This window comes from Flammeovirga sp. OC4 (assembly GCF_000812565.1).
In the GTDB taxonomy this organism is placed as follows: Bacteria; Bacteroidota; Bacteroidia; order Cytophagales; family Flammeovirgaceae; genus Flammeovirga.
Genome location: NZ_JTAM01000021.1, coordinates 15184 through 39002 on the forward strand (window position 1 = coordinate 15184; position 23819 = coordinate 39002).

Annotated in this window: 17 protein-coding genes; 9 read left to right on the forward strand and 8 right to left on the reverse strand. The window is 36.5% G+C overall.

The window, feature by feature from the left end:
* Positions 1 to 46: 46 nt before the first annotated feature.
* The 8 genes from PL77_RS14100 (at position 47) to PL77_RS14130 (ending at position 13985) form a co-directional block, all read left to right on the forward strand.
* Entirely contained in the window at positions 47 to 3100 is a 3054-nt protein-coding gene (locus PL77_RS14100; RefSeq protein WP_044206444.1) for a TonB-dependent receptor, read from the forward strand.
* A 10-nt stretch (positions 3101 to 3110) separates the two neighbouring features.
* On the forward strand, positions 3111 to 4649 hold the full coding sequence (locus PL77_RS14105; protein ID WP_044206447.1) for a RagB/SusD family nutrient uptake outer membrane protein: 1539 nt from the start codon (positions 3111 to 3113) through the stop codon (positions 4647 to 4649).
* Positions 4650 to 4776: 127 nt separating this feature from the next.
* The gene (locus PL77_RS30585; protein ID WP_052444415.1) at positions 4777 to 7161 is read left to right on the forward strand and encodes a glycosyl hydrolase; all 2385 of its coding nucleotides are present in this window, start codon (positions 4777 to 4779) and stop codon (positions 7159 to 7161) included.
* Between the two features lie 160 nt (positions 7162 to 7321).
* Entirely contained in the window at positions 7322 to 9769 is a 2448-nt protein-coding gene (locus tag PL77_RS14115) for a glycoside hydrolase family 2 TIM barrel-domain containing protein (protein ID WP_044206450.1), read from the forward strand.
* 144 nt (positions 9770 to 9913) lie between these two features.
* Positions 9914 to 10777: a family 16 glycosylhydrolase gene (locus tag PL77_RS14120; RefSeq protein WP_172665859.1), complete on the forward strand. Its 864-nt coding sequence runs from the start codon at positions 9914 to 9916 to the stop codon at positions 10775 to 10777.
* Positions 10778 to 10808: 31 nt separating this feature from the next.
* A complete protein-coding gene (locus PL77_RS14125; RefSeq protein WP_044206457.1) occupies positions 10809 to 12353 on the forward strand; it encodes an arylsulfatase in 1545 nt (514 codons plus the stop codon).
* 197 nt (positions 12354 to 12550) lie between these two features.
* Positions 12551 to 12685: a hypothetical protein gene (locus tag PL77_RS32480; protein WP_256380339.1), complete on the forward strand. Its 135-nt coding sequence runs from the start codon at positions 12551 to 12553 to the stop codon at positions 12683 to 12685.
* Positions 12686 to 13028: 343 nt separating this feature from the next.
* Complete coding sequence (locus PL77_RS14130) at positions 13029 to 13985, forward strand: tetratricopeptide repeat protein (RefSeq protein WP_044206460.1); 957 nt, start codon at positions 13029 to 13031, stop codon at positions 13983 to 13985.
* Positions 13986 to 14103: 118 nt separating this feature from the next.
* Here PL77_RS14130 and PL77_RS14135 read toward each other — a convergent pair whose 3' ends face one another.
* Positions 14104 to 15741, reverse strand: coding sequence for a sulfatase (locus PL77_RS14135; RefSeq protein WP_044206463.1), 1638 nt, complete (start codon positions 15739 to 15741; stop codon positions 14104 to 14106).
* 386 nt (positions 15742 to 16127) lie between these two features.
* On the opposite strand from PL77_RS14135, the gene PL77_RS14140 reads away from it, so the two are divergent.
* Positions 16128 to 17759 (forward strand): sulfatase, encoded by a 1632-nt coding sequence (locus tag PL77_RS14140; protein WP_044206500.1) that lies wholly within the window; start codon positions 16128 to 16130, stop codon positions 17757 to 17759.
* Positions 17760 to 17905: 146 nt separating this feature from the next.
* Here PL77_RS14140 and PL77_RS14145 read toward each other — a convergent pair whose 3' ends face one another.
* From PL77_RS14145 to PL77_RS14175, 7 genes are all read right to left on the reverse strand, one after another.
* Complete coding sequence (locus PL77_RS14145; RefSeq protein ID WP_044206502.1) at positions 17906 to 18505, reverse strand: superoxide dismutase; 600 nt, start codon at positions 18503 to 18505, stop codon at positions 17906 to 17908.
* Positions 18506 to 18690: 185 nt separating this feature from the next.
* On the reverse strand, positions 18691 to 19065 hold the full coding sequence (locus PL77_RS14150; RefSeq protein ID WP_044206466.1) for a hypothetical protein: 375 nt from the start codon (positions 19063 to 19065) through the stop codon (positions 18691 to 18693).
* A 314-nt stretch (positions 19066 to 19379) separates the two neighbouring features.
* Positions 19380 to 20003 carry a TerD family protein gene (locus PL77_RS14155; protein ID WP_044206469.1) on the reverse strand — a complete coding sequence of 208 codons (624 nt, stop codon included), beginning with the start codon at positions 20001 to 20003 and terminating at the stop codon, positions 19380 to 19382.
* Positions 20004 to 20194: 191 nt separating this feature from the next.
* Positions 20195 to 20755: a TerD family protein gene (locus PL77_RS14160; protein WP_044206472.1), complete on the reverse strand. Its 561-nt coding sequence runs from the start codon at positions 20753 to 20755 to the stop codon at positions 20195 to 20197.
* Between the two features lie 112 nt (positions 20756 to 20867).
* A complete protein-coding gene (locus tag PL77_RS14165; protein WP_044206475.1) occupies positions 20868 to 21566 on the reverse strand; it encodes a hypothetical protein in 699 nt (232 codons plus the stop codon).
* A gap of 107 nt (positions 21567 to 21673) precedes the next feature.
* Positions 21674 to 22486, reverse strand: a complete 813-nt coding sequence (locus tag PL77_RS14170; RefSeq protein ID WP_044206478.1) for a patatin-like phospholipase family protein — start codon at positions 22484 to 22486, stop codon at positions 21674 to 21676.
* Entirely contained in the window at positions 22470 to 23819 is a 1350-nt protein-coding gene (locus tag PL77_RS14175; RefSeq protein WP_044206481.1) for a 1-acyl-sn-glycerol-3-phosphate acyltransferase, read from the reverse strand. Before PL77_RS14175 ends, PL77_RS14170 begins: the two co-directional genes overlap by 17 nt.

Consider the following 23819-nt stretch of genomic DNA (forward strand, 5'->3'; position numbering starts at 1 on the left):
TTGACTTCAGAGTGTTTCTGGTAGAAAAAATTAAAGCATTTTTTTTATGAAAAGTTTCTATCACGGAAAGAAGAAATTTCCTTTTCAACTATTACTAATGCTCACCTTAATCTTCTTCGGTTTTGAAGCAATAGCACAAGATCGAATCGTTTCGGGTACAGTAAAAGATGAAGCAGGGGCACCTTTACCAGGGGTGAACATCAAAATTAAAGGAACAAGCACTGGTACTATTACTAACTTTGACGGACAGTTTAAACTTGCTGTTGATGATCCAGCAACTTCTATCATTTTTAGTTTTATGGGGTTCGAACCTCAAGAAATGGTAGTAGGACAAAACAAATCTTTTAATATTACTTTAGTAGAGTCTACTGAACTCTTATCAGAAATTGTAGTGGTAGGTTATGGTACTCAGAAGAAAGAAAACCTGACAGGTGCTATTGGTGTGGTAACGCCCGACAAAGACATCGGTAATCAGGCGGTCCCTAACACTGAGTCTCTTTTACAAGGTAGAATCGCAGGTGTGCAACTAACGCAGTCAGGCGGTAAACCTGGAGCGGGAGCCACGATCACAATTAGAGGTAATGGTACCCTCAATGACTCTAGTCCATTGGTATTAATTGATGGTGTTCCGGGGAGTATGCAGGATATCCTTCCTTCGGATATTGAGAGTATTTCAGTCTTAAAAGATGCAGCTTCTGCTTCGATTTATGGTACAAGGGCAGCCAACGGTGTGATCTTAGTGACGACAAAGAGCGGTGGAACAACGGATAAAGTAAAGGTAAATTATAATGGTTATGCAGGATTACAAAAAGCAACTGTTTTACCTGAATTTTTAGACAGCTGGGATTATATGATGCTCAAAAATGAAGGAAACATCAATGCCGGTAGAAGCCCAATTTATTCTGACGAAGAAATTGCGATAGCAAGAGAAGGAAGTGATCCTTATCGATATGGTAATACAGACTGGGCCGATGAAACATTTAAAGATGGAGCCTTTTTCCAAAACCATCAACTGTCTTTATCTCAAAAAGTAGGCAATACACAATATTTGGCATCCGTAGGCTATTTGGATCAAAAAGGAATCATGTACGGTACTTCGGCAGAAAGAATCAATTACAGACTCAACCTGAAGAGTAAATTAGGAAAAGGATTTACTTTTGGGGCCAATATCTTTGGTGCTATCAAAAAATCTGAAGAATCAGCAGATACAGATGATCAAGGTGTTATGCGTTTGATTGCCAATTCTTCTCCTTTGGTTCCGGTTTTTAATCAAGATGGATCATGGGGTTCTGCTTCAGGTAATCCTTATGAAATCAATACCAAAAACCCAGTATTTTATGCTACTGAGGCAAGTAGAAAATTCAATGATTCGAATAAGACAACACTCAATCCTTATTTGGAATTTAAACCGGTAAAAGGTTTAACCTTAAGAACAAATTTGAGTTATTCTTTTACTAAGGGATTAAACAAAGCACATAAATATGATTTCCAATTGACAGGCCCAGATGGTAATGATTCTGATATTGCTAGAGTTCAAAACTCATTGAAAGAAACAAGCAATACGTATGAAACAATGCAGTGGGAAAATACCATCAATTACAACAAGAAATTGGGTAAGCATTCCCTCAATTTTCTTGCAGGTACAACGGTCAATTCTTATGCTCACAAAACGACCAATGTGAATGTCTTTGATTTGCCAAGTAACTCACTGACAGAAATAGGTTCAGGTAGTAACCCAACTGTAGGTGGAGCGTTTTACGAGTCAAGATTACTTTCATTGTTCGGCAGATTCCAATACAACTACGATGATCGCTACCTTTTTGAAGCCAACCTACGTCAAGACGGTTCTTCGAAATTCCCTCAAAACAACAGATTTGCACTTTTCCCTGCATTATCAGTAGGTTGGATCTTCTCTAACGAAGCCTTCTTAAAAGATGTTGAAATGTTGTCATTCGGTAAAGTTAGAGCCAATTGGGGACAGTTAGGAAATGATAAAATTGGTTACTACCCTTATTCTCAGACTTATTCACCAACAGATGGGTATCCTTTTGATGGAGCATCAATCGCTTATGGTGGTTTAGCAGTGACAAACTTAGCAAACCCCGATATTATGTGGGAAACAACGACCTCGTACGGTGTAGGGGTTGATTTAGGATTCTGGGAAGATAAGCTGACAGTAACGGCAGACTATTTTGTAAAAGATACTGATGATATTTTATTGAAATTACCGATTCCAGGTGCTACAGGTGTAGATACTCCAGCTTTCCAAAATGCCGGTAGAGTGAAGAATACAGGTTGGGAATTAGCCGTCAATCACTTCAACCAAATCGGAAGTACAGGTATAGAATACTCTATAGGTTTCAATCTTACTAAGATCAAAAATGAGATCATTAGTATGCAAGGCGAAACACAATACCCTAACAACAGACAAGTAAATATGGAAGGACATCCGATTGGTTCTTTCTACGGTTACAAAAGTATTGGCATTTACAGAACAGAAGAAGATCTTGAAAAATACCCATATATCGATGGTCAGACGCCACAGTTAGGTGATTTAATCTACGAAAACGTAAATGGTGATGATGTAATCAATGATGAAGATAGAACAATCATTGGTAATCCCAATCCAGAATATATGTATGGTATCAATATGGGACTTGCTTATAAAGGATTCGATTTGAAGTTGTTCTTCCAAGGTGTTCAAAATGTAGATATCTATTCTTCAGCAACAGGACACCACAGTGGTAGTGCAAACAACCTGATGAACTGGACTACTGATTGGTTGGACCGTTGGACACCAGAAAATCCGGATGCTTCTATGCCTCGTTTGGGTAATGTGAATAATGATCAGATTTCATCATTCTGGGTAGAAGATGCTTCTTACCTGAGACTGAAAAATGTAGAATTGGGGTATACTTTCAACGAAAGTGTTTGTAAAAAATTAAGATTACAATCTTTAAGAGTTTATGCGAACTCAACCAACCCTCTTACATGGTCTAAATTGCAACATTGGGATCCAGAACGATATGCTAATCAATCTAGAAACGAAGCGTATCCTCAAACAACAACTTTAACTTTTGGAACAAACATCATTTTCTAAACGCATCATCATGAAAAAAGCAATCATAACACTTTTAGGTGCCGCATGTTTTTCATGTAGTAACTATTTAGATTTACAAGATAATAACACGCTGAATCAAGATTCTTTCTGGCAAACAGAAGATCATTTAGCACTAGCCGTCACTGCTGCATACGAAAGCTTGACTCCGGAAGAGTTGTATGGAAGAGGCATTCGAGACCTCGATTGTGTAAGTGATAATGGCTACAATGAGTGGACTTGGATGAAATATTGGGACATCAGTGTAGGGCAGCACAACCCTGCTACGGATCGAATCAATTGGGTCTGGAATGACAACTACAGAGGTATCCGAAGAGCCAATGAGATCTTGGACAATGCTCCTACAATGGACATCAATGCCGAGGTAAAAGATGTAGCCATCGGTGAGGCCCTTTTCTTGAGAGCTTTATTTTACAATAACTTATCGATGTTGTTTAATAATGTGCCCCTCATTTTGAAAGTAGTTTCTCCGCAGGAAGCACGTATCGAAAAATCGACCAAAGAGGAAGTCGTACAGCAAATCATAGAAGACCTTACAATGGCCATTGATTTACTTCCTACTAAATCGGAACAGGTAGGTAAAATCAATAAGTACGCTGCTTTGGCACTAAGAGCAAGAGTTTATTTATACAATCAGCAATACGAAAATGCGATAAAAGATTGTGAGGAAGTGATCAACTCTGGCAAATTTGGTTTGGTAAGCGATTATGATTTCCTTTTCTCTGCCGAGGGACAAAATAGCGAGGAGTCTATCTTTTCAGTACAATTTGTTTCTAATTTGAAATCAGGTGAAAGGTTTAGTGGAACGTACAAAAAACAACCTCAGTCGCACTTTGGTGTATTGCCTAACTTGGTGTATGATTATTATACTAAAAATGGTTTAAAGCCTGAAGATGATCCTGATGCAACACCATTTTCCGTTTGGTCTGATGAAAATGGAGTACCAAAGAGTGAAAAAGAATTGGAAGCAGAAGGCTTAAGTATTTATGACTATTGGGCAGAATTTGCCAACCGTGATCCACGACTTGATCATACGATCTTAAGAGGAGGGGAGCCTTGGTTGGATCAGGCAAAATGGGACAATACGGTGAAAGCTACAAGATATGGTATTCAAAAGTACATTCGTAAAGAAGTGGGATTATACACTGATGGAGATCGTAACTTTATGATACTACGTTATGCAGATGTTTTATTGATGTATGCAGAAGCTAAAAATGAGTTTAGTGGCCCTTCTGGAGATGTATTTAATGCATTAAACCAAATCAGAAGAAGAGTAGATATGGCTGATTTTGATAGTTCATTAAGTCAAGATGAATTAAGAGAAGAAATCAGACATGAAAGAAGAGTAGAATTGGCATTGGAAGGCCTAAGATATTTTGATGAGCTGAGATGGAAAACAGCCAAAAATGATTTTGAAAACAATGTCATTTTCCATGATCGAACTTTCAATGAAAGCAAGCATTATTGGTGGCCAATTCCTCAGACTGAGATTGACAGAAATCCAAACCTTTCTCAAAACTCAGGTTGGTAAAAACAATAGAATAATGGTTTACGGATACAGACCATTCACATCTGACTTATTTTTTTGAATGACCTAGCATGGAGGTATTGAAAGCCTCCGTGCTAGAGCGAACTTCAACACTCAAAAAAGAAATGAAATGAAGAAAATTGCCTATAAAATAATATTACTTATTCCAATCCTTATTGCAGTAATGAGTTGTGATTTGGATGACATGATCAACAATAGACCTTCACCGGGTGAAGAGGAAATTGCACCAGAGGAATCATTTGGTAAAAAAGGGTACGGACAAACTTTAAAAAGTCCAGTATGGAGTAATTGTGTGGCCAATGTGATGCCGTACTGGCATTACTCATGGGGAAGTGATTACCCTACAGGCCTTCCTGATAATGTTGAATTCGTACCAATGATTTGGGGACGAAATGATGTGGAAGGAAAAGTGGAGAAATTAAAAGCGTTAGCTGCTGAAGGAAAAATCAATTATTTGTTGGGTTTTAATGAACCCGACAAAGAAGATCAAGCCCATATGTCTGTAGAGGAGGCAATAGAATTATGGCCACTTCTAGAATCAGTAGGCGTGCCATTAGGTTCTCCGGCACCAGCATCAATGGGAAGTGGGTGGTTAGATGATTTTATGAGCCAAGCCAATGCTAAAGGTTTAAGAGTAGACTTTATTTGTATGCACCGTTATACAGACTCTATTGATCCCAACAAATGGATGGAAGCTTTCCAAAATGCCAATACGAAGTGGGGATTACCCATTTGGATTACGGAGATGGGATTGGCAGATTGGACTGCAACAACGCCAGAAAATAACAAGAGAACGAAAGAACAAGCTTATGACTTGATGGAAGCTTTATTGCCTATGATGGATCAGGCCTCTTACATCCAAAGATATGCGTGGTTTGATGGTGGAAGAGCAAAGAATCAAGCTGCTTTGCACATCTCTACAATTTATGAGCAAAACACAGACATGTTGACTACATTGGGCGATTTGTATGCAGAGAATGACCCTAACCTTAAAGCAGGGTCAGGCAATGGAGAACTTCCAGAAGCAGGAGACTATGGTTTAGTGATTGATGGAGGTTTTGAGTTCAGAAACGTTGAAGGTGCTTGGACAGGATATGATAATGGTTTCACTGACGAAACAGCGGCTAAAAAAGGATTAATCTCAGGAAAAATTCAAGCGGATAAAAACGGTGATGGTGGTTCGATGATTCAGGCCATTGAAGTAGAGCCAAATACAGTATATGAATTTAAGTATTCAACCAAATGGGCAGAAACTCCTGATGGTACAATGATGGTACAGGTTCAAGACAGAACTCCAGACACTAAACCTGAGGCAGGTTGGGAACGACTTTATATTGAAGAGCTTTCTACAAGTACGGATTGGACAGATGTGACGACTAAGTTTACAACAGGACCTAGCACAACTTCGGCTTACTTGGTCTTCTACAAAGGAGGAACAAATGATGGCAGCAACGCGGGGTTAACAGTGTTGTACCTCGATGAAGTAGCAGTATTTAAAACAGATGAGCAAGTAGATCCTGAACCCGAACCAAAACCAGTACCCGATTCAGGTTTAATTATTGATGGTGGATATGAAGCGACTACAGCAGGACCGTTCCCATCAAGTGGAGATAGCTGGTATGGATTTGATGGTAATTTTGTAAACGGTGTCGCTGATGCTCATACAGGAGAGAAGTATGCAATTTTAGCGACAGACAACAATGCAGATGGAGCCTTTTTAAACCATAAATTAAATACTGTTGAAGGCTATAAAGAATATACTTTAGACCTCCATTCTAAATGGGGTAATGTACCAACTACAGCAGGTATTGTAAAAGTATTTGATATTACGAGCGGTGGAAAAGTAGAATTATTGAATAGTAATTATGCTTCTCAAACAGATTGGACCAATAGTTCATTTACTTTTGAAACGGGAGAGAATACCGCGGAAATTCAGATTACGATCATCAAGCCAGGTGCAGAGGCAAATAATACAGTGATGATCGATGATGTATTATTATTTGAAACAGGTGATGTAACGCCCGCACCTCCAGTGAAAGTAAACCTTGTTCAAAAAGGAGATTTTGAAGATGTAACAGCAGGAGCATTAAAAGCAGACTCTTCTCCTTGGTCAGGGTATAACTCTGGTACGGCTGATATTGTGACATCTGCTTTAGCAACTCCTTATGAAGGTGCACAGTGTGCAAGATTGAAAAAAGATGAGGCTTCAATTGCTCAAACAATCACAGTAGAAGAAGGGAAGACTTATGTATTTTCAATGTTTACAAAGTGGAGTGATGGTGATGGTGTTGATTTGAAATTTACCATAAAACCTTCTAACGTTGGAAGTATTAAACACCAAGAAACAATTACTGCGTCCACAACTTGGACAGAGACTACATTTGAATATACAGTGCCGGCAGGACATACCTCTTTGACTTTTAATGTCTATAAAGCAAAAAATAATGCGGCAGGGTTCTTCTACCTTGACAATGTGGTGGTGACTGAGAAATAAATAACAAAGGAGAGGACTGTTGTAATGAAATAGACCAACCTTTTAATTGAAAACAGGGGCTTATGATGGGATTTTTTCCATTGTGAGCACAAGATCATCATAGGCCCTATTTCAACCTTAGGTCTAGAAACACAGCCTTCAACTTCTAAATAAAGAGACTATGAGAACGAACTACTTATTTTATCTTCTAATTGTTTTTTGGAGCTTGATGTTGAGCTGTCAGAAAATCGAAAAGGTAAATAATAACAATAGAGAAATTATTCGCTTAACGGATCAATGGGAATTTCAATACAATGACACATTGGATCAACAATGGGAAACTGTGACAGTACCGCATGATTGGGCTATTTCAATGCCCTTTGATCAGGAGGTAGACAAGCAAGCCGTCATTGTGTTGGAAGATGGAGAACGTGTACCCAAAGTACGTACCGGTAGAACTGGAGCATTGCCACATATTGGTAAAGGATTTTATAAGAAATCACTTTACTTTACGCAAGAGGATCAGCAAAAGAAAATCTTTATCCAATTTGATGGAGCCATGAGCCATGCCAAGGTGTACCTCAACAAGCAGTATGTAGGAACTTGGCCTTATGGGTATTCCTCTTTTGAATTTGAACTAACACCCCATATCCAATTCAATCAAGACAACTTACTGGAAGTACATTTAGAAAATAAATCACTTTCTTCAAGGTGGTATCCTGGAGCAGGAATTTATAGAGAAGTAAGAATCGTAAAGACCAATCCAATCTATGTGAAAAATTGGGGAACTTACATTACAACTCCTCAAATCACGGCTTCAAAAGGAAATGTCAATATCAAAACAAGCTTACAAAACAGAACCGCTCAAAATCAAAATATTGAACTTATCCAATCGATCTTTTTTAAAAATCAAAGGGTGAGCACAAGTACAAAATCGATTAAACTAGACCAAAACGATAATGAAATTGAAATGAATTTGGTGGTCGACACCCCTCAGTGGTGGTCTATAGAAACACCAAATCTTTACAAGGTAATCACAGAAGTAGTGGTAGGTGATGAGATCGTGGATATTTATGAAAGTCAATTTGGATTCAGAACTATAGAGTTTACAAACAATGATGGCTTTTTCTTAAATGGGAAACCACTTAAGTTCAAAGGTGTTTGTTTGCATCATGACTTAGGACCTTTAGGAGCAGCACATAATCTTTCAGCATGGAAACATCGCTTATTGAAATTGAAAGAAATGGGTGCCAATGCGATCCGTTCGACACATAATCCCTCTGACCCAAGCTTAGTACAACTAGCTGATGAAATGGGTTTCTTATTTATAGCTGAGGCATTTGATGAATGGGAAATTCCGAAAACTGAAAACGGGTACAATACTTTATGGCATGATTGGGCTGAAAAAGATTTGGTGGCTCTGATGCACAGAGACAGAAACCATCCTTCTTTGATCATGTGGTCTATTGGAAATGAAATCAGAGAGCAAAATGATCCGAATGGAGCTAAAAACGCACAATTCCTGACAGATATTGTACACCGAGAAGACCCAACGAGACCTTCAACAGCGGGCTTCAATAATTTTAAAGGAGCTATTAAAAATGGTTTGGCTGACGCAGTGGACATTCCGGGTTGGAACTATAAACCACAGAAATATGAAGCGTTCCATAAAGATCATCCAGAATGGAAAATGTATGGAAGCGAAACAGCCTCAACAGTAAGTTCCAGAGGAGAATATTTCTTCCCGGCAAAAGAAGCAAAACATAAAATTCGTCCTAACCTTCATTCAAATTCTTTTGATATGGATTTTCCTAACTGGGCGCAGACACCCGACAGGGAATTTAAAGCACAGGAGAAAAATGATTTTATCATGGGTGAATTTGTATGGACAGGGTATGACTATTTAGGCGAACCTACTCCTTACAATGAACAGTGGCCCACAAAAAGTTCTTATTTCGGAATTATCGATTTAGCAGGTATCCCAAAAGACCGTTTCTATTTGTATAAAAGTCATTGGTCAGAAGAAAAAGTATTGCATTTACTACCACATTGGAACTGGAAAGAAGGACAAACAGTAAGTGTACATTGCTATACAAATTATGATAAAGCAGAGCTTTTCTTAAACGGAAAAAGCTTAGGAATCAGAACAAAAGACGCTTCACAACTTTATGATTCTTACCGTTTAAGATGGGATGATATCGTTTACCAAAAGGGCGAATTGAAAGTAGTGGCCTTAGATAAAAAAGGTAATATTTTAGCGGAAGAGGTGAAATATACGGCAGGGTCCCCAGTTGCATTACAAGTGGAACTCGATAGAAATCAAGTAGCTGCCAATGGAGAAGAAGTTGTATATGCTACAATTTCAGTGGTGGATAAAGAGGGTGTTTTATGTCCTAGAGCCAATAATTTGATTCATTTTGAAGTCAAAGGAGAAGGACAACTTAGAGGGGTTGGAAATGGAGATCCTACATCATTAGAATCCTTTGTGGATCATAAAAGAAAAGCATTTAATGGAAAGTGTGTGGCTATTTTACAGTCCTCAAAAGATGCCGGAAATATTATTTTGAAGGTGTCTTCTGATGGACTGGAATCCAAGGAAATAACGGTCAATACATTAAGTTTAATGTAATAAAATGTAAGTAGTAAATAGAGAAGCAGATAAGAGATCAATTATAAAGTTACGCTTCTTTGAAACATCGAAAGCATTTGTACTGGTAATTAAATGGGAGGGTGTTATGGTCCTCCCTTTTTTCATCAATTTATCAAAACAATAATGAAAAATCTATTTTACCTGCCTCTTCTTCTTTTATTCGTGATAGCATGTCATCAGGAAAAAGAAGGAAGTAAAGTGGAGCAGCCTCAACCCTATATTTTTACAGAAACGACAGATGCACTTCCCCCTACAAAAGAGTGGGAATTGGTGTGGTCTGATGAGTTTGAAGGCACGTCTTTAGATACTACAAAATGGAGTATTACAACAAGTCAAAGTAGTAGGCGACCAAGACCTAAATTGGGTATTTCTTCATGGTTTTGGGTGAAAGATCATATTTGGTTAGATGGTCAGGGTAATTTGGTTATGAAAAGCTCAAAAGTAACAGAAGACAAAATGTATTGTGGAAGTGTTGACTCAAGAGGGAAGTATGAACCGAAGTATGGTTATTTTGAAGCAAGAATTAAAGTTGCAGATACTTCTAAGGGTAATCATACTGCTTTTTGGCTTCAAGGTCATCACCAACGAAATGTAGATGGTACTGCTAATGATGGGGCAGAAATTGATATTTTTGAATCAGCTTGGCTTTCAGAAACAACAAAAGCAGTAGTGCATATTGACGGATATTCTGAGGATCATAAAGCCAATACAAAGAAGTTTGACACTCCAAAAATTCACGAGGGTTTCCATACTTATGGATTACTTTGGGAGGAAGATAAAATGGAGATCTATTATGATGGTGTGTTGAAAGTCACCTACAAGGATACTTGGGTACCTAATGTTAATGAGTGGTTATGGCTTTCCGTTGGTGCAAGTTTTGCTGATGGTAATTTCAAAGATCAACCGATTGGAAAACTATCGGAAGCAAAAGTAGATTATGTGAGAGTGTGGAAAAGTAAACCTCTTCTTCCAGCGCATGTGAATTGAAAACAGTAAAACGATTTAAAGAAGAAAAGAAATGAAAAAGTTACTACTTGGTTTGACATTCTTAGGGATGATGGGATGTCAAAAGTCTAACTCTAATGAATCAAAATTATCGGAGAAGACAGACAAACCTAATATTATTATTTTTTATGTAGACGATTTAGGGTACGGTGATATAGGAGTCAATGGATTGAAAGGAGCTCAAACTCCTGTAATTGATAAACTGGCCAACGGTGGTGTCTTATTTACAGACGTTCACTCCCCACATGCTACTTGTACGCCGTCTCGTTATTCTATGCTGACGGGTGAATATGCCTTTAGAAAGAAAGCACAAATCTTACCTGGTGACGCACCTTTGTTGATTGATACCAATAAGAAAACCCTTCCTGATATGTTGAAGGAAGAAGGGTACAAAACAGCCGTAGTAGGGAAGTGGCATTTAGGCTTAGGCAATGGAAATGTAGACTGGAACAAAGCCGTAAAGCCAGGACCATTGGAAATCGGATTTGATTACTCTTTCCTTTTACCTTCCACAGGCGACAGAGTGCCTTCAGTTTATTTAGAAAATCATAATGTAGTCAACCTTGATCCAAATGATCCGATCACCGTTAGCTACAAAAAGAATATTTCAGATCGTCCTACAGGAAACGATCACCCTGAACTATTACGTCAAGGAGCAGACAAACAACACGGCAATACCATCATCAATGGTATTTCAAGAATCGGTTATATGAAAGGCGGTGAAAAAGCATTGTGGACCGATGAGGATTTCCCTGAAAAGTTAGCTGGAAAAGCATCCGATTTTATCCGAAAAAACAAAGACAATCCATTCTTCCTTTACTTCGCATTTCATGATATTCACGTACCACGTCTTCCTTCAGATCAGTTTAAAGGAAAGTCAGAAATGGGCGTTCGCGGTGATGTAATTCTACAAATGGATTACACGACAGGTTTAGTAATGAAAACGCTTAAGGAGTTAGGTTTAGAAGAAAACACGTTAGTCATCTTCACATCAGATAACGGAGCCGTTCTTACAGATGGTTACGATGATCACGCCATCGAATTACTAGGAGATCACAAACCCAACGGCCCTTACAGTGGCGGAAAATATTCTTCTTTCGAAGGAGGCACAAGAGTTCCAATGATTGCTTACTGGCCTAAAAAAATCAAAGCAGGCCAAGTGAACAACGCCACTTTCTCCCACATCGATTTCTATGCATCTTTCGCAGATCTATTGGGTAAAAAACTACCGGAAGGCATCGCAAAAGATTCCAAAAGTATGCTTCCAGCATTAATTGGTGCCTCACAAGATGGCCGTGATTATATGGTGGAAGAAGGCTTTACATTAGCCATAAGAAATCACAATTGGAAATACATTCAGCCCATTCCAAAAGGTAAAAGAATCCCGAATTTTATGGATAAAACCAAAAATATTGAAGGAGGTATGTCACATGAACCACAGTTGTTCAACCTAGACAAAGATCCTCAAGAACTCACAAACCTAGCAAAAGAATATCCTGAAATAGTAGAACAACTTCAAGCGAAGTTGGATTCTATAAAGGCAGTGGAGGTACTTTAATTATGATAAACACCTTTTCTAATTTCGGTTAGGGAAGGTGTTTTTTTATCGGATGATCAGAGCTGTCAAATACTTCTTTATTTTTGAATCTTAAAAGTTCTTGAGTACTTTAAAACTGATTTTTTGAAATATATTATTGTAGCTAAATATCCTCATAGCTCCGAATTGATTTTCTACAAAATGAATCAAATTTAAATATGCTTTTAATTAATCAAGATAAGTACATCATGTTAGGATCTTTTGAAGAGAGAACAGAAACACATTGCCGTACTTTTGAAGATGATACAGACTTACTTATACTGATCAATCATCTAACAAAAATTTTACAGTAGAGACTTTTCAGAAACAAGGTTTTTGTAATGTTGAAACGATACTAACATCAGGAAAGAATTATATTTTTCTGAAAAAATTACCAGAAATTATTCAATTCAAAATTGTAAAAGGAGCCACAAGGAGTGTTGATATGTATTAATTCTCAAGATAGCTTTTGCCTTTTGAAAGTAACATGAATTCACCTTTTATTTGTAATTGTATTTTGTATGTCAAGAGATTTTATTTTCAGCAGAAAGAATAACTTAAGCTTTTGTTCAGTTAAAAAGTACTTTAATACAGGAATGTATGGCGTTATCGAAAGTATACCTTAATTTCAAACTTACAATTACCATTAATTAAACAATGAAATCAATATTAAAACAAACTCTCTTCATCTTTTTTATTAGTATACTACTTTCATGTTCAAAAAATATAGAAAATCCTGAAGAATACATACAAGATACTATTGTACTCTTTAACGCTAACGATTATGCTTCAGTAGTGAAACGAACTAACGATCTTTTAGAGTTGGACCCTGAAAATTATTCTTTATGGACCATGCAAGCGAGATCATTATTTCATTTAGGTCATTTGAGAGAAAGTTATGAAGCAATCAATAAAGCAATAGAAATAAACCCTCAATATTTCTACGCTTATGGCTATAGAGCTATAATAAAAGCGACTTCAGGGAGATTTGATAATACTCAAATATTACAAGATGTAAATAAAGCCCTTGACCATTATCCTGATAACCCAGATTTTTTAAGAGTGAGTGTTGGCTTATTTTGGAAATCAGGAGATTTCCAAAAAGCAAAAGAGGAATGTGAACGAGTACTTACTATTGTTCCAAAAGATTATCATCTCAACGTAATGTATGCAACATCCCTAAGCCGGTTAGGTGATTTTGATGAGGCTCTGAAATGTTATAATAAAGCAATACATATCGATTCTGTACAATCTTATGCTTATCAAGATAGAGGGTATACTTATTTAAATGCGGGTAAATTTAATGAAGCAGTAGCTGATTTCAATAAGATAATTGATAGTTCAGCAGAAACTTCAGTAAAGGCTTTTGCTTATAACAATAGAGGTTATTCCTTTTATAAATTGGATCTAAATGAGAAAGCATTAAAAGACATTGAACAGTCCCTAAGGCTGTTACCTTCAAATTCATTTGCTTATAAAAATAGAGCTCTAGTGAATATTAAGTTGAATAATCTTATACAATCTTGCTTGGATTTAAACAGAGCTGAAGAATTGGGATATTCTAAAATGTATGATTCAGAAGTGAAAGAACTAAAGGAGAAATATTGTGATTAGAGTACCCTTGTAGAGCCACAATGCCTTGTGGTTCAGGCACCACCTCAAAATCAAAAAGGCAACCCCCATCAGAGGTTGCCTTTTTACTTACAAGATTGTTACAAATGTACTCTTACTATTACTTTGTGTATTTATTATGTTCATAAACGCGTCCGATGCGGACGTCAGTTTTCTTCATCATGTCTTCTTGAGAATCTTCTTGATACTCACTTTGAGCCGCTAATAAACGTTCTTTTAGTTCAGCAGTGATTTCCTCATAACCTGCTTTACCATAAAGGTTATTCAACTCGTTAGGGTCGTTTTCTAGGTCGAAAAGTTCCCAATCATTTTCCCTCCATTCATTCTTCGCTACCTCAGGGTTGTAGTAGAAGTGGATCAGTTTGTACTTTTCAGTACGGATACCATAATGAGGTAAAACGTGGTGCCACCAAGGGAATTCGTAGTAGTGATAATACACTGCATCTCTCCACTTGTCTTCCTCTTTACCTTCTACAATATTGCGGAATGACTTTCCTTGAATATCTTCTGGAATTTCAACACCTGCAAAATCAAGTAATGTAGGGGCGAAATCCACGTTCATGGCTAACTTATTAGAGACCGTTTTCGGTTGAATATGATTTGGATAACGGATCAAGAAAGGCATTTTGAAAGACTCCTCATACATCATTCTCTTATCAAACCAACCGTGTTCACCTAAATAGAAACCTTGGTCAGAAGTATAAATTACGATTGTATTTTCAGCTAATCCAGATTCATCTAAATAATTTAAAAGTTCACCGATGTAGTGGTCCACACCTTTCACACAACCCAAATACTCTTTCATGTACTTTTGGTATTTCCATTTCTTCAAGTCCTGACCTTTTAAGGTGTCATTTGGCGACCAAGGTTCTTCATTGGTATTTCCGTATTTGTACCAAGCATTGATTTCTTGCTTAGACATTGCCTCAATATTTTCAGGATGTACTTTTAAATCCTTTCTATTTAAGTTTCTTTCGATCGTTTGCCAAGTATTACCTGCCGCAACCTTTCCTTCATAAGTATCATTGAAAGTTTCTGGCTCAACAATTTCAACGTTGTCAAATGTATGTTGGAATTGAGGGTCAGGATCCCAAGGACGGTGAGGAGCCTTGAACTGATACATCAACATAAAAGGTTTCTTCTGATCGCGACCTTTCGTTAACCACTTTTTCGCATCTTCCCAAACCTGTCTTGATGAATGGAAACGATTTTCAGTCACTGTATCTTGACCATTTTCTAAGAACACTGTATTAAAATAAGTACCTTGTCCACCATGATTGATCATCACTTTAGAGTAGTCGAATCCTGTTGGAACAGTACCTAAATGCCATTTACCAATCACTGCTGTTTGATAACCTGCTTTTTGTAATAACTTAGGAAATGTTTGTTGAGAACCATCAAAATCCCCACCGCTTTCATTCTTAAAGAACCCATTGACATGACTGAATTTTCCTGTTAAAATTGCCGCTCTTGAAGGACCGCAAATTGCATTCGTACAGAATGTATTTTGCATGATCATTCCCTCGTTGGCTATACGGTCAATATTAGGCGTAAGATCAGGAAATTGTTGCGCTAATCTACCACCATATGCACTGATGGCGTTGGTAGCGTGATCATCACTCATTATAAAAATAATGTTAGGTTGTTGTGTCTCTTCTTGAGAGCTATTCATCTTGGAGCAACTCCCTAAAGAAAGAAGTCCAATCATAAATGGGAAAAAAATAAGTAATCTTTTCATCTGATGGTTTTCAACTATATACAATGAATCGTGATCAATTCATTTCTTATTAAAAAAATATTGAAAGTGCTAATTCAAAAATAGATGTGATTATAGTCTTGACTTAGAACTTAGGTACTTCGAGTAAAAAGTACCTATGCAAAAGTAGTTTGTACCATTGTGATTAAAGTTGAATAATGATTCTAGTAGGTCGGTAAATAGTTCACAATAAAAACATTAAATAATTGCAAATGTCTGATTATCAGTGTTGATTGTTATTCAAGTGTGCAAAAAAAACAAATGCAAACATCATTGAACAATTTTTCACCCTCATTAAAAATTACATCTCTGATATTTGTAACATCAACAACGAGATAACATTCCCAACAATAGAATTATTATTTGGTATGAAAAGAAGTGGAACTTTAATGCTATTACTCTTATTAGCATTGTCATCAATAGCACAAGATCAAAGACCGAATATCGTTTGGATCACATTCGAGGATATGAGTCCATTATTGGCTTGCTATGGTGATTCTACTGCTCAGACACCAGCAATTAATTCGCTTTCAGAAGACAGTAAAGTATTCAATAATGCTTTCTCTACAGCAGGAGTTTGTGCGCCAAGCCGTTCTGCAATTATTACAGGTATGTATCCTACTTTTTTAGGAACAAATCATATGCGTACAGGAAGAGACATTATGGGAGAAAGTCGAGGTGTTTACAATAAAAATAAAAATGTAACAGATCGGGAAGGAAATAATGTGATTGAATACAGTGCGGTGATTCCTTCAAATGTAAAGTGTTTTCCAGAATACTTAAGAAGAGAAGGCTATTATTGTACGAATAATGCCAAAACGGATTATCAGTTTGCCTCACCATTTACAGCATGGGATCAAAATGATACAAAAGCACATTGGAGAAACAGAAAAGAAGAACAGCCTTTTTTCGCAGTTTTTAATTTTAATGAAACACATGAGTCGAAATTGTGGAAACACAATCATCTTCCTCTTACCGTTTCACCTCATAAAGTAAGTGTTCCTGATTATTATCCTGACACTCCTGAAGTAAGAAAAGACATCGCAAGAGTATATAGTAATCTTGAGTTATTGGATAAAAGAGTGGGGGAGATTATCCAACAGTTAAAAGAAGATGGACTGTATGATAATACCTATATATTCTTCTTTTCTGATCATGGAGGACCAATGCCAAGGCAGAAACGTGAGGTTATTTCTTCAGGATTACATGTTCCCTTTATGATAAAATACCCTCAAAGTGCAGAGAAAGGATATAGCGATCAAGTGGTGAATTTTATTGATTTAGCTCCAACAGTGTTGGAAATAGCAGGAGTGAAAATACCTAAACATTTACAGGGGTCAAGTATTCAATCCCAAAAAAGAAAATACTCTTTTGCCGCAAGAGATAGAATGGATGAACATACTTCGGCAAGAAGAAGTGTGACCGATGGAAAATACCTTTATGTAAAGTATTTATATGAATTGCCATCAAGCTATCAAGATATAGAGTACAGAAAAAATGTACCTACCATGCAAGTCTTATTAGAATTGAAGGAGCAAAAGAAACTTTCAGGTGATCAGATGAAGTGGTTCGCTCCTGTAAAGGAATTGGAAGCATTGTATGATTTAGAAAATGACCCTGATGAATTGCATAACCTGATTGGCAAAGCAGAGGTGAAAGAAGTAGAAAAAATCATGAGAGGGGTAATGAATAAGTGGCAGCGAAATATTAATGATAGATGTAAAGCAGTGGAGTCAACAATGATAGAGGAGATGTGGCCTAATCAAGAACAGCCAAAGACCGATGAGGTAGTCTATAAGGTGAAAAAAGGAAAACTTCATTTATCCTGCCCCACCAAAGGAGCCTCAATCGGGTATAAAAGAGCGGATAAAGAGTGGAAAGTATATACAACGCCAATTGAAATAGACGAAACAGATTCAATAACAATTAAGGCAATTAGAATAGGTTATAAGACTTCAAATAAACAGTGTGTGACGCTTTTTCCTAACAAATTTTTTTAACAGGTAGATGTTTTTAAAAATCCTGTAACTGTACAACTTGTGTGTGACTATCTTATAATGAAAAAGCCATCTCGGAGTATTCCAAGATGGCTTCTTTTATCTATTTGATAAGTACTTTATAATATCAAGTACCTATAGTGTGCTAATTACTTAGCAGCTTCAAATCTTTTTGCAACTTCTTCCCAGTTTACAACGTTCCAGAATGCAGAGATGTAATCAGGACGACGGTTTTGGTAGTTTAGGTAGTAAGCGTGCTCCCAAACGTCAAGACCTAAGATTGGAGTTCCTCCGCACTCACCTTTCATTAATGGGTTGTCTTGGTTTGCAGTTGAGCAAACTGAAACAGTACCGTTATCTACACATAACCAAGCCCAACCTGAACCGAAACGTGTAGCAGCAGCGTTAGCAAAAGCTTCTTTGAAAGCATCGAAAGAACCAAATGCAGCATCAATAGCAGCCGCTAAATCGCCTGTAGGAGCACCACCACCGTTTGGTGATAAGATTGTCCAGAATAAGTTGTGGTTGTAGAATCCGCCACCGTTGTTTCTTACAGCACCTGATAACTCGTCAGCTGAAAGTAAGTCTTCGATAGACTTGTCAGCGTCAGCAGTACCTTCGATCGCTGCGTTTAATTTTGAAGTATAAGCAGCGTGGTGCTTAGAGTGGTGAATTTCCATTGTACGAGCGTCAAAGTGTGGCTCTAATGCATCGTATGCATACGGTAACTGAGGTAATTCGAATGCCATTTTTTGTAAGATTTTATTGTTAAGAATAATATTTTTCGTTTTCAAAAAAAAGCGATTTACCCCCATTTTGATGAGGTAGATCATTTTTTTCTTTCGCAATTAACACAATAAACTCTAAAAAGTGAATTAAAATCCAATCGAAAAAAACTATAATTCAATAAAGTTTATTGATACTGTAAATTCAATTAGAATAGACGAACAAGATTTTCTTTTTCTACCAATTCAATGATCTCAGAAGTACCCTTAGAGAAGTCTTTACAAGTCCATTCCCAGGTCTCTTTTAAGATCAAACTCCCATCTGACTGTCTTTCAGGAACTGACGTGCATTTTCCTGTCATGATCTCGTCATTTGTATTCACATGTTGATAGGTAAATTCCAAAGAACTGTCTTCTTTTACAAGCCCAGTGATGGTTCCCATTCGGATGTTAGTGCCATAATAAGTGGCCCAAATTACATCTCCACCTTGTCTGTAATGAAAAAATGTTTCGCTGTCTACTTCTCCGTTTTCAGAGTTAGAAAGTGCCTTAAATCGCTTGTTATGATAGTTGATTTGTTCCATAGTGTAATGTAATAGTCAAAAGTTTATTTGGATAAACACTAGGGTAATAACCTGAGTCCGTCGAATTCAGGTTGATTAGTGTTCAATATTATTTTTAATAAAAAGAAGGTAATAAGTAGTGGACCGATTACCCTCAATATTTTGTAATTATCATCAATTTACTAAGATCAATAGGAATAAGAAAGAGTAAAGAATAGTGTTATTCTTTATGTATTACATAGTCCTCTTTCTTAAACTCGTCTTAGTGGCTATTTTTCTATGAGAAAGTTTAATCCATTTCATTTCCTACTTTTTCATAGAAAAGACAGATAAAATTAAGAATATTTTACCTGTAAATATTTTATAGTTCCTTCAATGTCTCTTGAACGGATAGGTTCACCGAGTGCTTCAAACTTCCAGTTTCCTTCTATTTTATAAAGGCGTCCCATAATCATAGAGACATAGCCAGCAAATTCAGAATTGGAAGAAAGGTTGAAGGTTGCAATCAAGTCATTTCTCGTGTATATTCTGATTTCAGAGAAAGGAATTGTTGCAAAGTCTTGTTTCTTGTATGAGTTGAGGTATAAAAAGATCTGATCTACCTCTTGTGCTACCTCGTTGAGATGTATCTGAATTGTTTCATTGTCTAGCCCATCATTTTCTCCAGCATCTCCTTCAAGATCATCACCAGTGTGCGTTACGGCACCATCAGGTGAAATTAATTCGTTATAGTAAACTGTATAGATTTCGTTCATTTCTTTATCGAAAGCACTAATACTAGCGTCAAGATCTACGTTCACTTTATTATTGAGAAGTCCAAAAAGTAATTTACCATGAATCGCCCCCCAATTCGCACCCACTCTGATATAATCGAGTGTGTTGCCATCTTTTTTAAGGAGAGATATTTTACTTCCTTTTGATAATGAAATTCCAGTTTTTTTCTTGAGAGATGTACCCATCGAATAATAGATTACTTTGTTTATGAATAGCTTGATTGTATGCTTTTGTTCTAAAATATCAAGAACAAAGGCGAAATTAATACTAAGTGATCAGAATGAGTAGTAATTACCCATATTTAGTGATAAACTAACTTCGCCTTTTTGTTTAAAATGACTTAAAGAGGAGTACTTAAAAAGTACCAAAAGATAATTTAAGCATAAATATCTACATAACCTTGTAGACCCTTTTTAGAACCATCACCAGAGGCGATAAAATTCCACTCACCATTTGTTTTTTTAAGTCGACCAAATTCCATGTCAGTGATACCAGTGTAGTTTTCATTCAAATTAAAACGGATAATCTCTCTTTGTGTATCAATGTCAACAATACGGATATAAGCATTTTGAAGCATTCCAAAGTGATGTCTTAAGACCTCAGCATTATGGATAGAAGCCACAAAAACCATTTCCTCTACGTCTTTTGAAATTTTTGAAAGATGAGCTAATATCATCTCATCATCTCCATCTCCTTTACCGGTTCTGTTGTCTCCAGTATGTTCAACACTATTGTCTGGCGATTTTAAATTATTGAAGAAAACAAAGTATTCGTCGGCGGGTAATTTACCGTTTGCATTGATCATGAAAACAGAAGCATCTAAATCTAGGTTATTGCCAGGTACCATATCCCAACCCAAGCCTACCATAATTTTATCCAGGCCTTTTTCGTTTTTTGTTAGGTTGAAGCGGTTCCCTTTTTTGAGAGAAATACTCATAATTAAGCTGTAATAGTAATAATAAAAGTTTGTTTATAAAACGTCAGAATATGCCTGAAGTTGTTTATAAGCTTAAATATATTTAGAAGAAACTGAATATTAGATCTTGGAGCTATTTTTTATTAAAAAAATCGTCAATTTTTTTCTCTTGAGCGGTTTGAGGTTTTGTTCTCGTAAAAAAAGAATTGATTATGTTTTCTTTTGATTCTTCTGTAGTAGAGTGGGAGTTTGTATTGGGATGAATTTCTTCAAAAAACTGTTGTATTTTTTCTTCAGATTCCTCACTATCTGTATTTTGCTCCAATGCTAGATCTATTTCCATAGACAAAAGTTCGTCTTCAGGAATTGTACTTTCTTCAGTTGTATTGAATACATCGTAAAGAAAATCTTCTACATTAAAACTGTCATTTTCTTGATTGGTTTTTAGAAATATCAGTTGTGTGGAGATCTTTTCTTTTTGAATCTGAATCACGGAAATTTTACTGGACGTATCAAGTAACTTCAGTTCTAATTCTTTGATAGACTTGACGTAATGATCTCTTTCTTTTTTCAAAGTATTACCGTAATTATTCAATTCCAACGCCTTAGAACGTTGTTCATTGCTGATTGCAGCTTTGATATCAAACTGGTTTTTCTTGATATGTTTTTGAAGATGATCCGATTTTCCTTTCAAAGTTATGACTTGAGATTTCAGCGACATTTGTAAATGATACAAGTGCTCAGACTCTTGCTCTAGTTGTAAGGAAGTATTTTTTAATATCTCTTTAGTTGATAATTTATGATGAATAATTTTCTTGATTCTACTCCACATCACCGTTACTTGATAAGCTTATTAACACAGTTAAACTTTAGTAAACCCAATATACTTACATTCATTTACTTTTTTATTGAAATACCTCTCAAACTACCATTCTGATCTTAAATTTCCCTTAAATCTCTTCTTAATTGTATCAACTGATCGTGATATTTTGCGGCTTCGTCATAACCCACTTCTACAATCTCGATTAATTTTTCGGGGTCAGTATCAAAAGTATTGTAATGGATGAGGTCTTGAGGGAAGATATGAACGTCACAATCCTCCAGTTTTTTGAGTTCTGCTTTATCACCTTTCAATGACAATGCTCTCAATGTGATCTTTTGAATATTGTTTAACTCCCCTTTCTCGTATTGACGGATTGGAGATACGTATACGCCAATGACCTTTTCACATTGCTCCCGCAAAACATCCACTGGAAAGTGATTGAGTATACCTCCATCACTATACAATTGATCGTCAATTTCCATGGGAGAGAAAACAAATGGATAGGCAATAGAGGCTAAGATGGCATCCGTAATAGAGCCTGATGTAAATACCTTTTCTTCAGCAGAAAGCATATTGGTGGCTACAATAGAAAGCTCTTTATCACAATGCCTGAAATCGTCATCCGGAAATACTTTAAGCAGATCCTTTTTGAGTGTTTTAGGGTCAACAATTCCTCTAAAAAGTACATTGGATTTAAAGAAAGATCTTCTTTCCCAGTCAAACAAATCTGTCGTTAAGAAAAACTCTTGAATTTGGGTGAGCGGAATGCCATACGCATACATACTTCCTATTATCGAACCTGCACTTGTTCCAGCTACAGCATCAGGAACAATTCCTAGTTCTTTCAGATAGAATAAAACTCCGATGTGGGCCAATCCTTTGGCGCCACCACCTGAAAATACAATACCTAATTTATGCTTCTTTGCCATGTTGATTGATGATTAGATCAATTGCTTCGATAATCTCTTTTCTTTCTTTCTTGATGGATTGATAAGCTGTTTTGTTTCGTTTGGATAACAGAAATACTCGCCAATCGGATAACAGAAAGTGGATATAACTATTGAAAAAATACGAAGCATACGTGAAAAATGGAAAAATGAGAACCACTAGGAAAGTATACCATACAAATCCTCCAGTGAGGAAATAGGCAATCATCAGATAAGTAAAGTAGAAAATAGGGAAAATAATACCACATAAAGCAATCAAATTTGCACCCCAGACTTCCATTTCATCAGATGTTTTCAAGGCAATACTTTTGGATAATTTATAGGGTATCTTATTCAAGATCCAATTCACCCAATGGAATGGTAAAATAAGCAACGTAATCATCGATCTAAAAATCAAAGAAAACACACTTTTAAAGCTCTTTCCTGTATTCCAAAATGACTCATCTTTTATTTTATTTTTCTTTAAAAGGCCATCATAATTTTCAATCTTTGCTTTTATAGTATTTAATTGCTTTTCTGATAGTTTCTCTAAAAAATCTAATCCTTTGTTGAGGTAATGGAAATAATCCCTCAATGATTGCTTTCGTTTGAAAGGAGTGGTTTCTGTATACATGGTAACCGCTTGAACCAACGGTGCTTCTGCTTCCAAATTAGGAAGAGTGAAATAGCTTTTTAAGATTTCCTCTTCAATCTTTTTAGTAATTTCTTGAGCCGTTTTACCACTGTTTTTCTCGTAATCCTCTTTGTAATCACGGACTTGTATTGGATTTCCAATCTCAATACTTACACTAGGAAACACACTCCCAATATGTGTATAATTCAACGCTACAGGAACGATATGTACATTGGATTGAAATTGATTAGCCACTTCTGTCTCCAAAGCGATTCTTGCAGTGCCAGACTTCAAACCTCTTAATTTTCTCTCCCAAATACTTGTTCCCTCGGAGAAAATAAGAATGTCACCTCCCTTGGTAAGTGTGTCTATACAATGTTTGAACATGTCTTTATTCGAAAAGGGTTGCCCTTTCGGTACATCCTGTTTTCGTACTACGGGAATCATGTTCAGTTTTTGAAAGAGCCATTTGTTGAATTTCCCCTTAAAAACAGTGGATTTGGTAATAAAATAGAGCGGTTTATGATAACTACATCCTAAAACCAATGCATCGATATACATCAGTGGATGAGTAACAGCAAATAAAATAGGTACATCTTTAGGGATTTTCTCCCAACCCGTTTTTTCAACTTTATAAAATACCAGTTTCAAATAGACGTACTTTACAAAAAAACGAATGGTGTTGTATAATAGGTTTCCCAT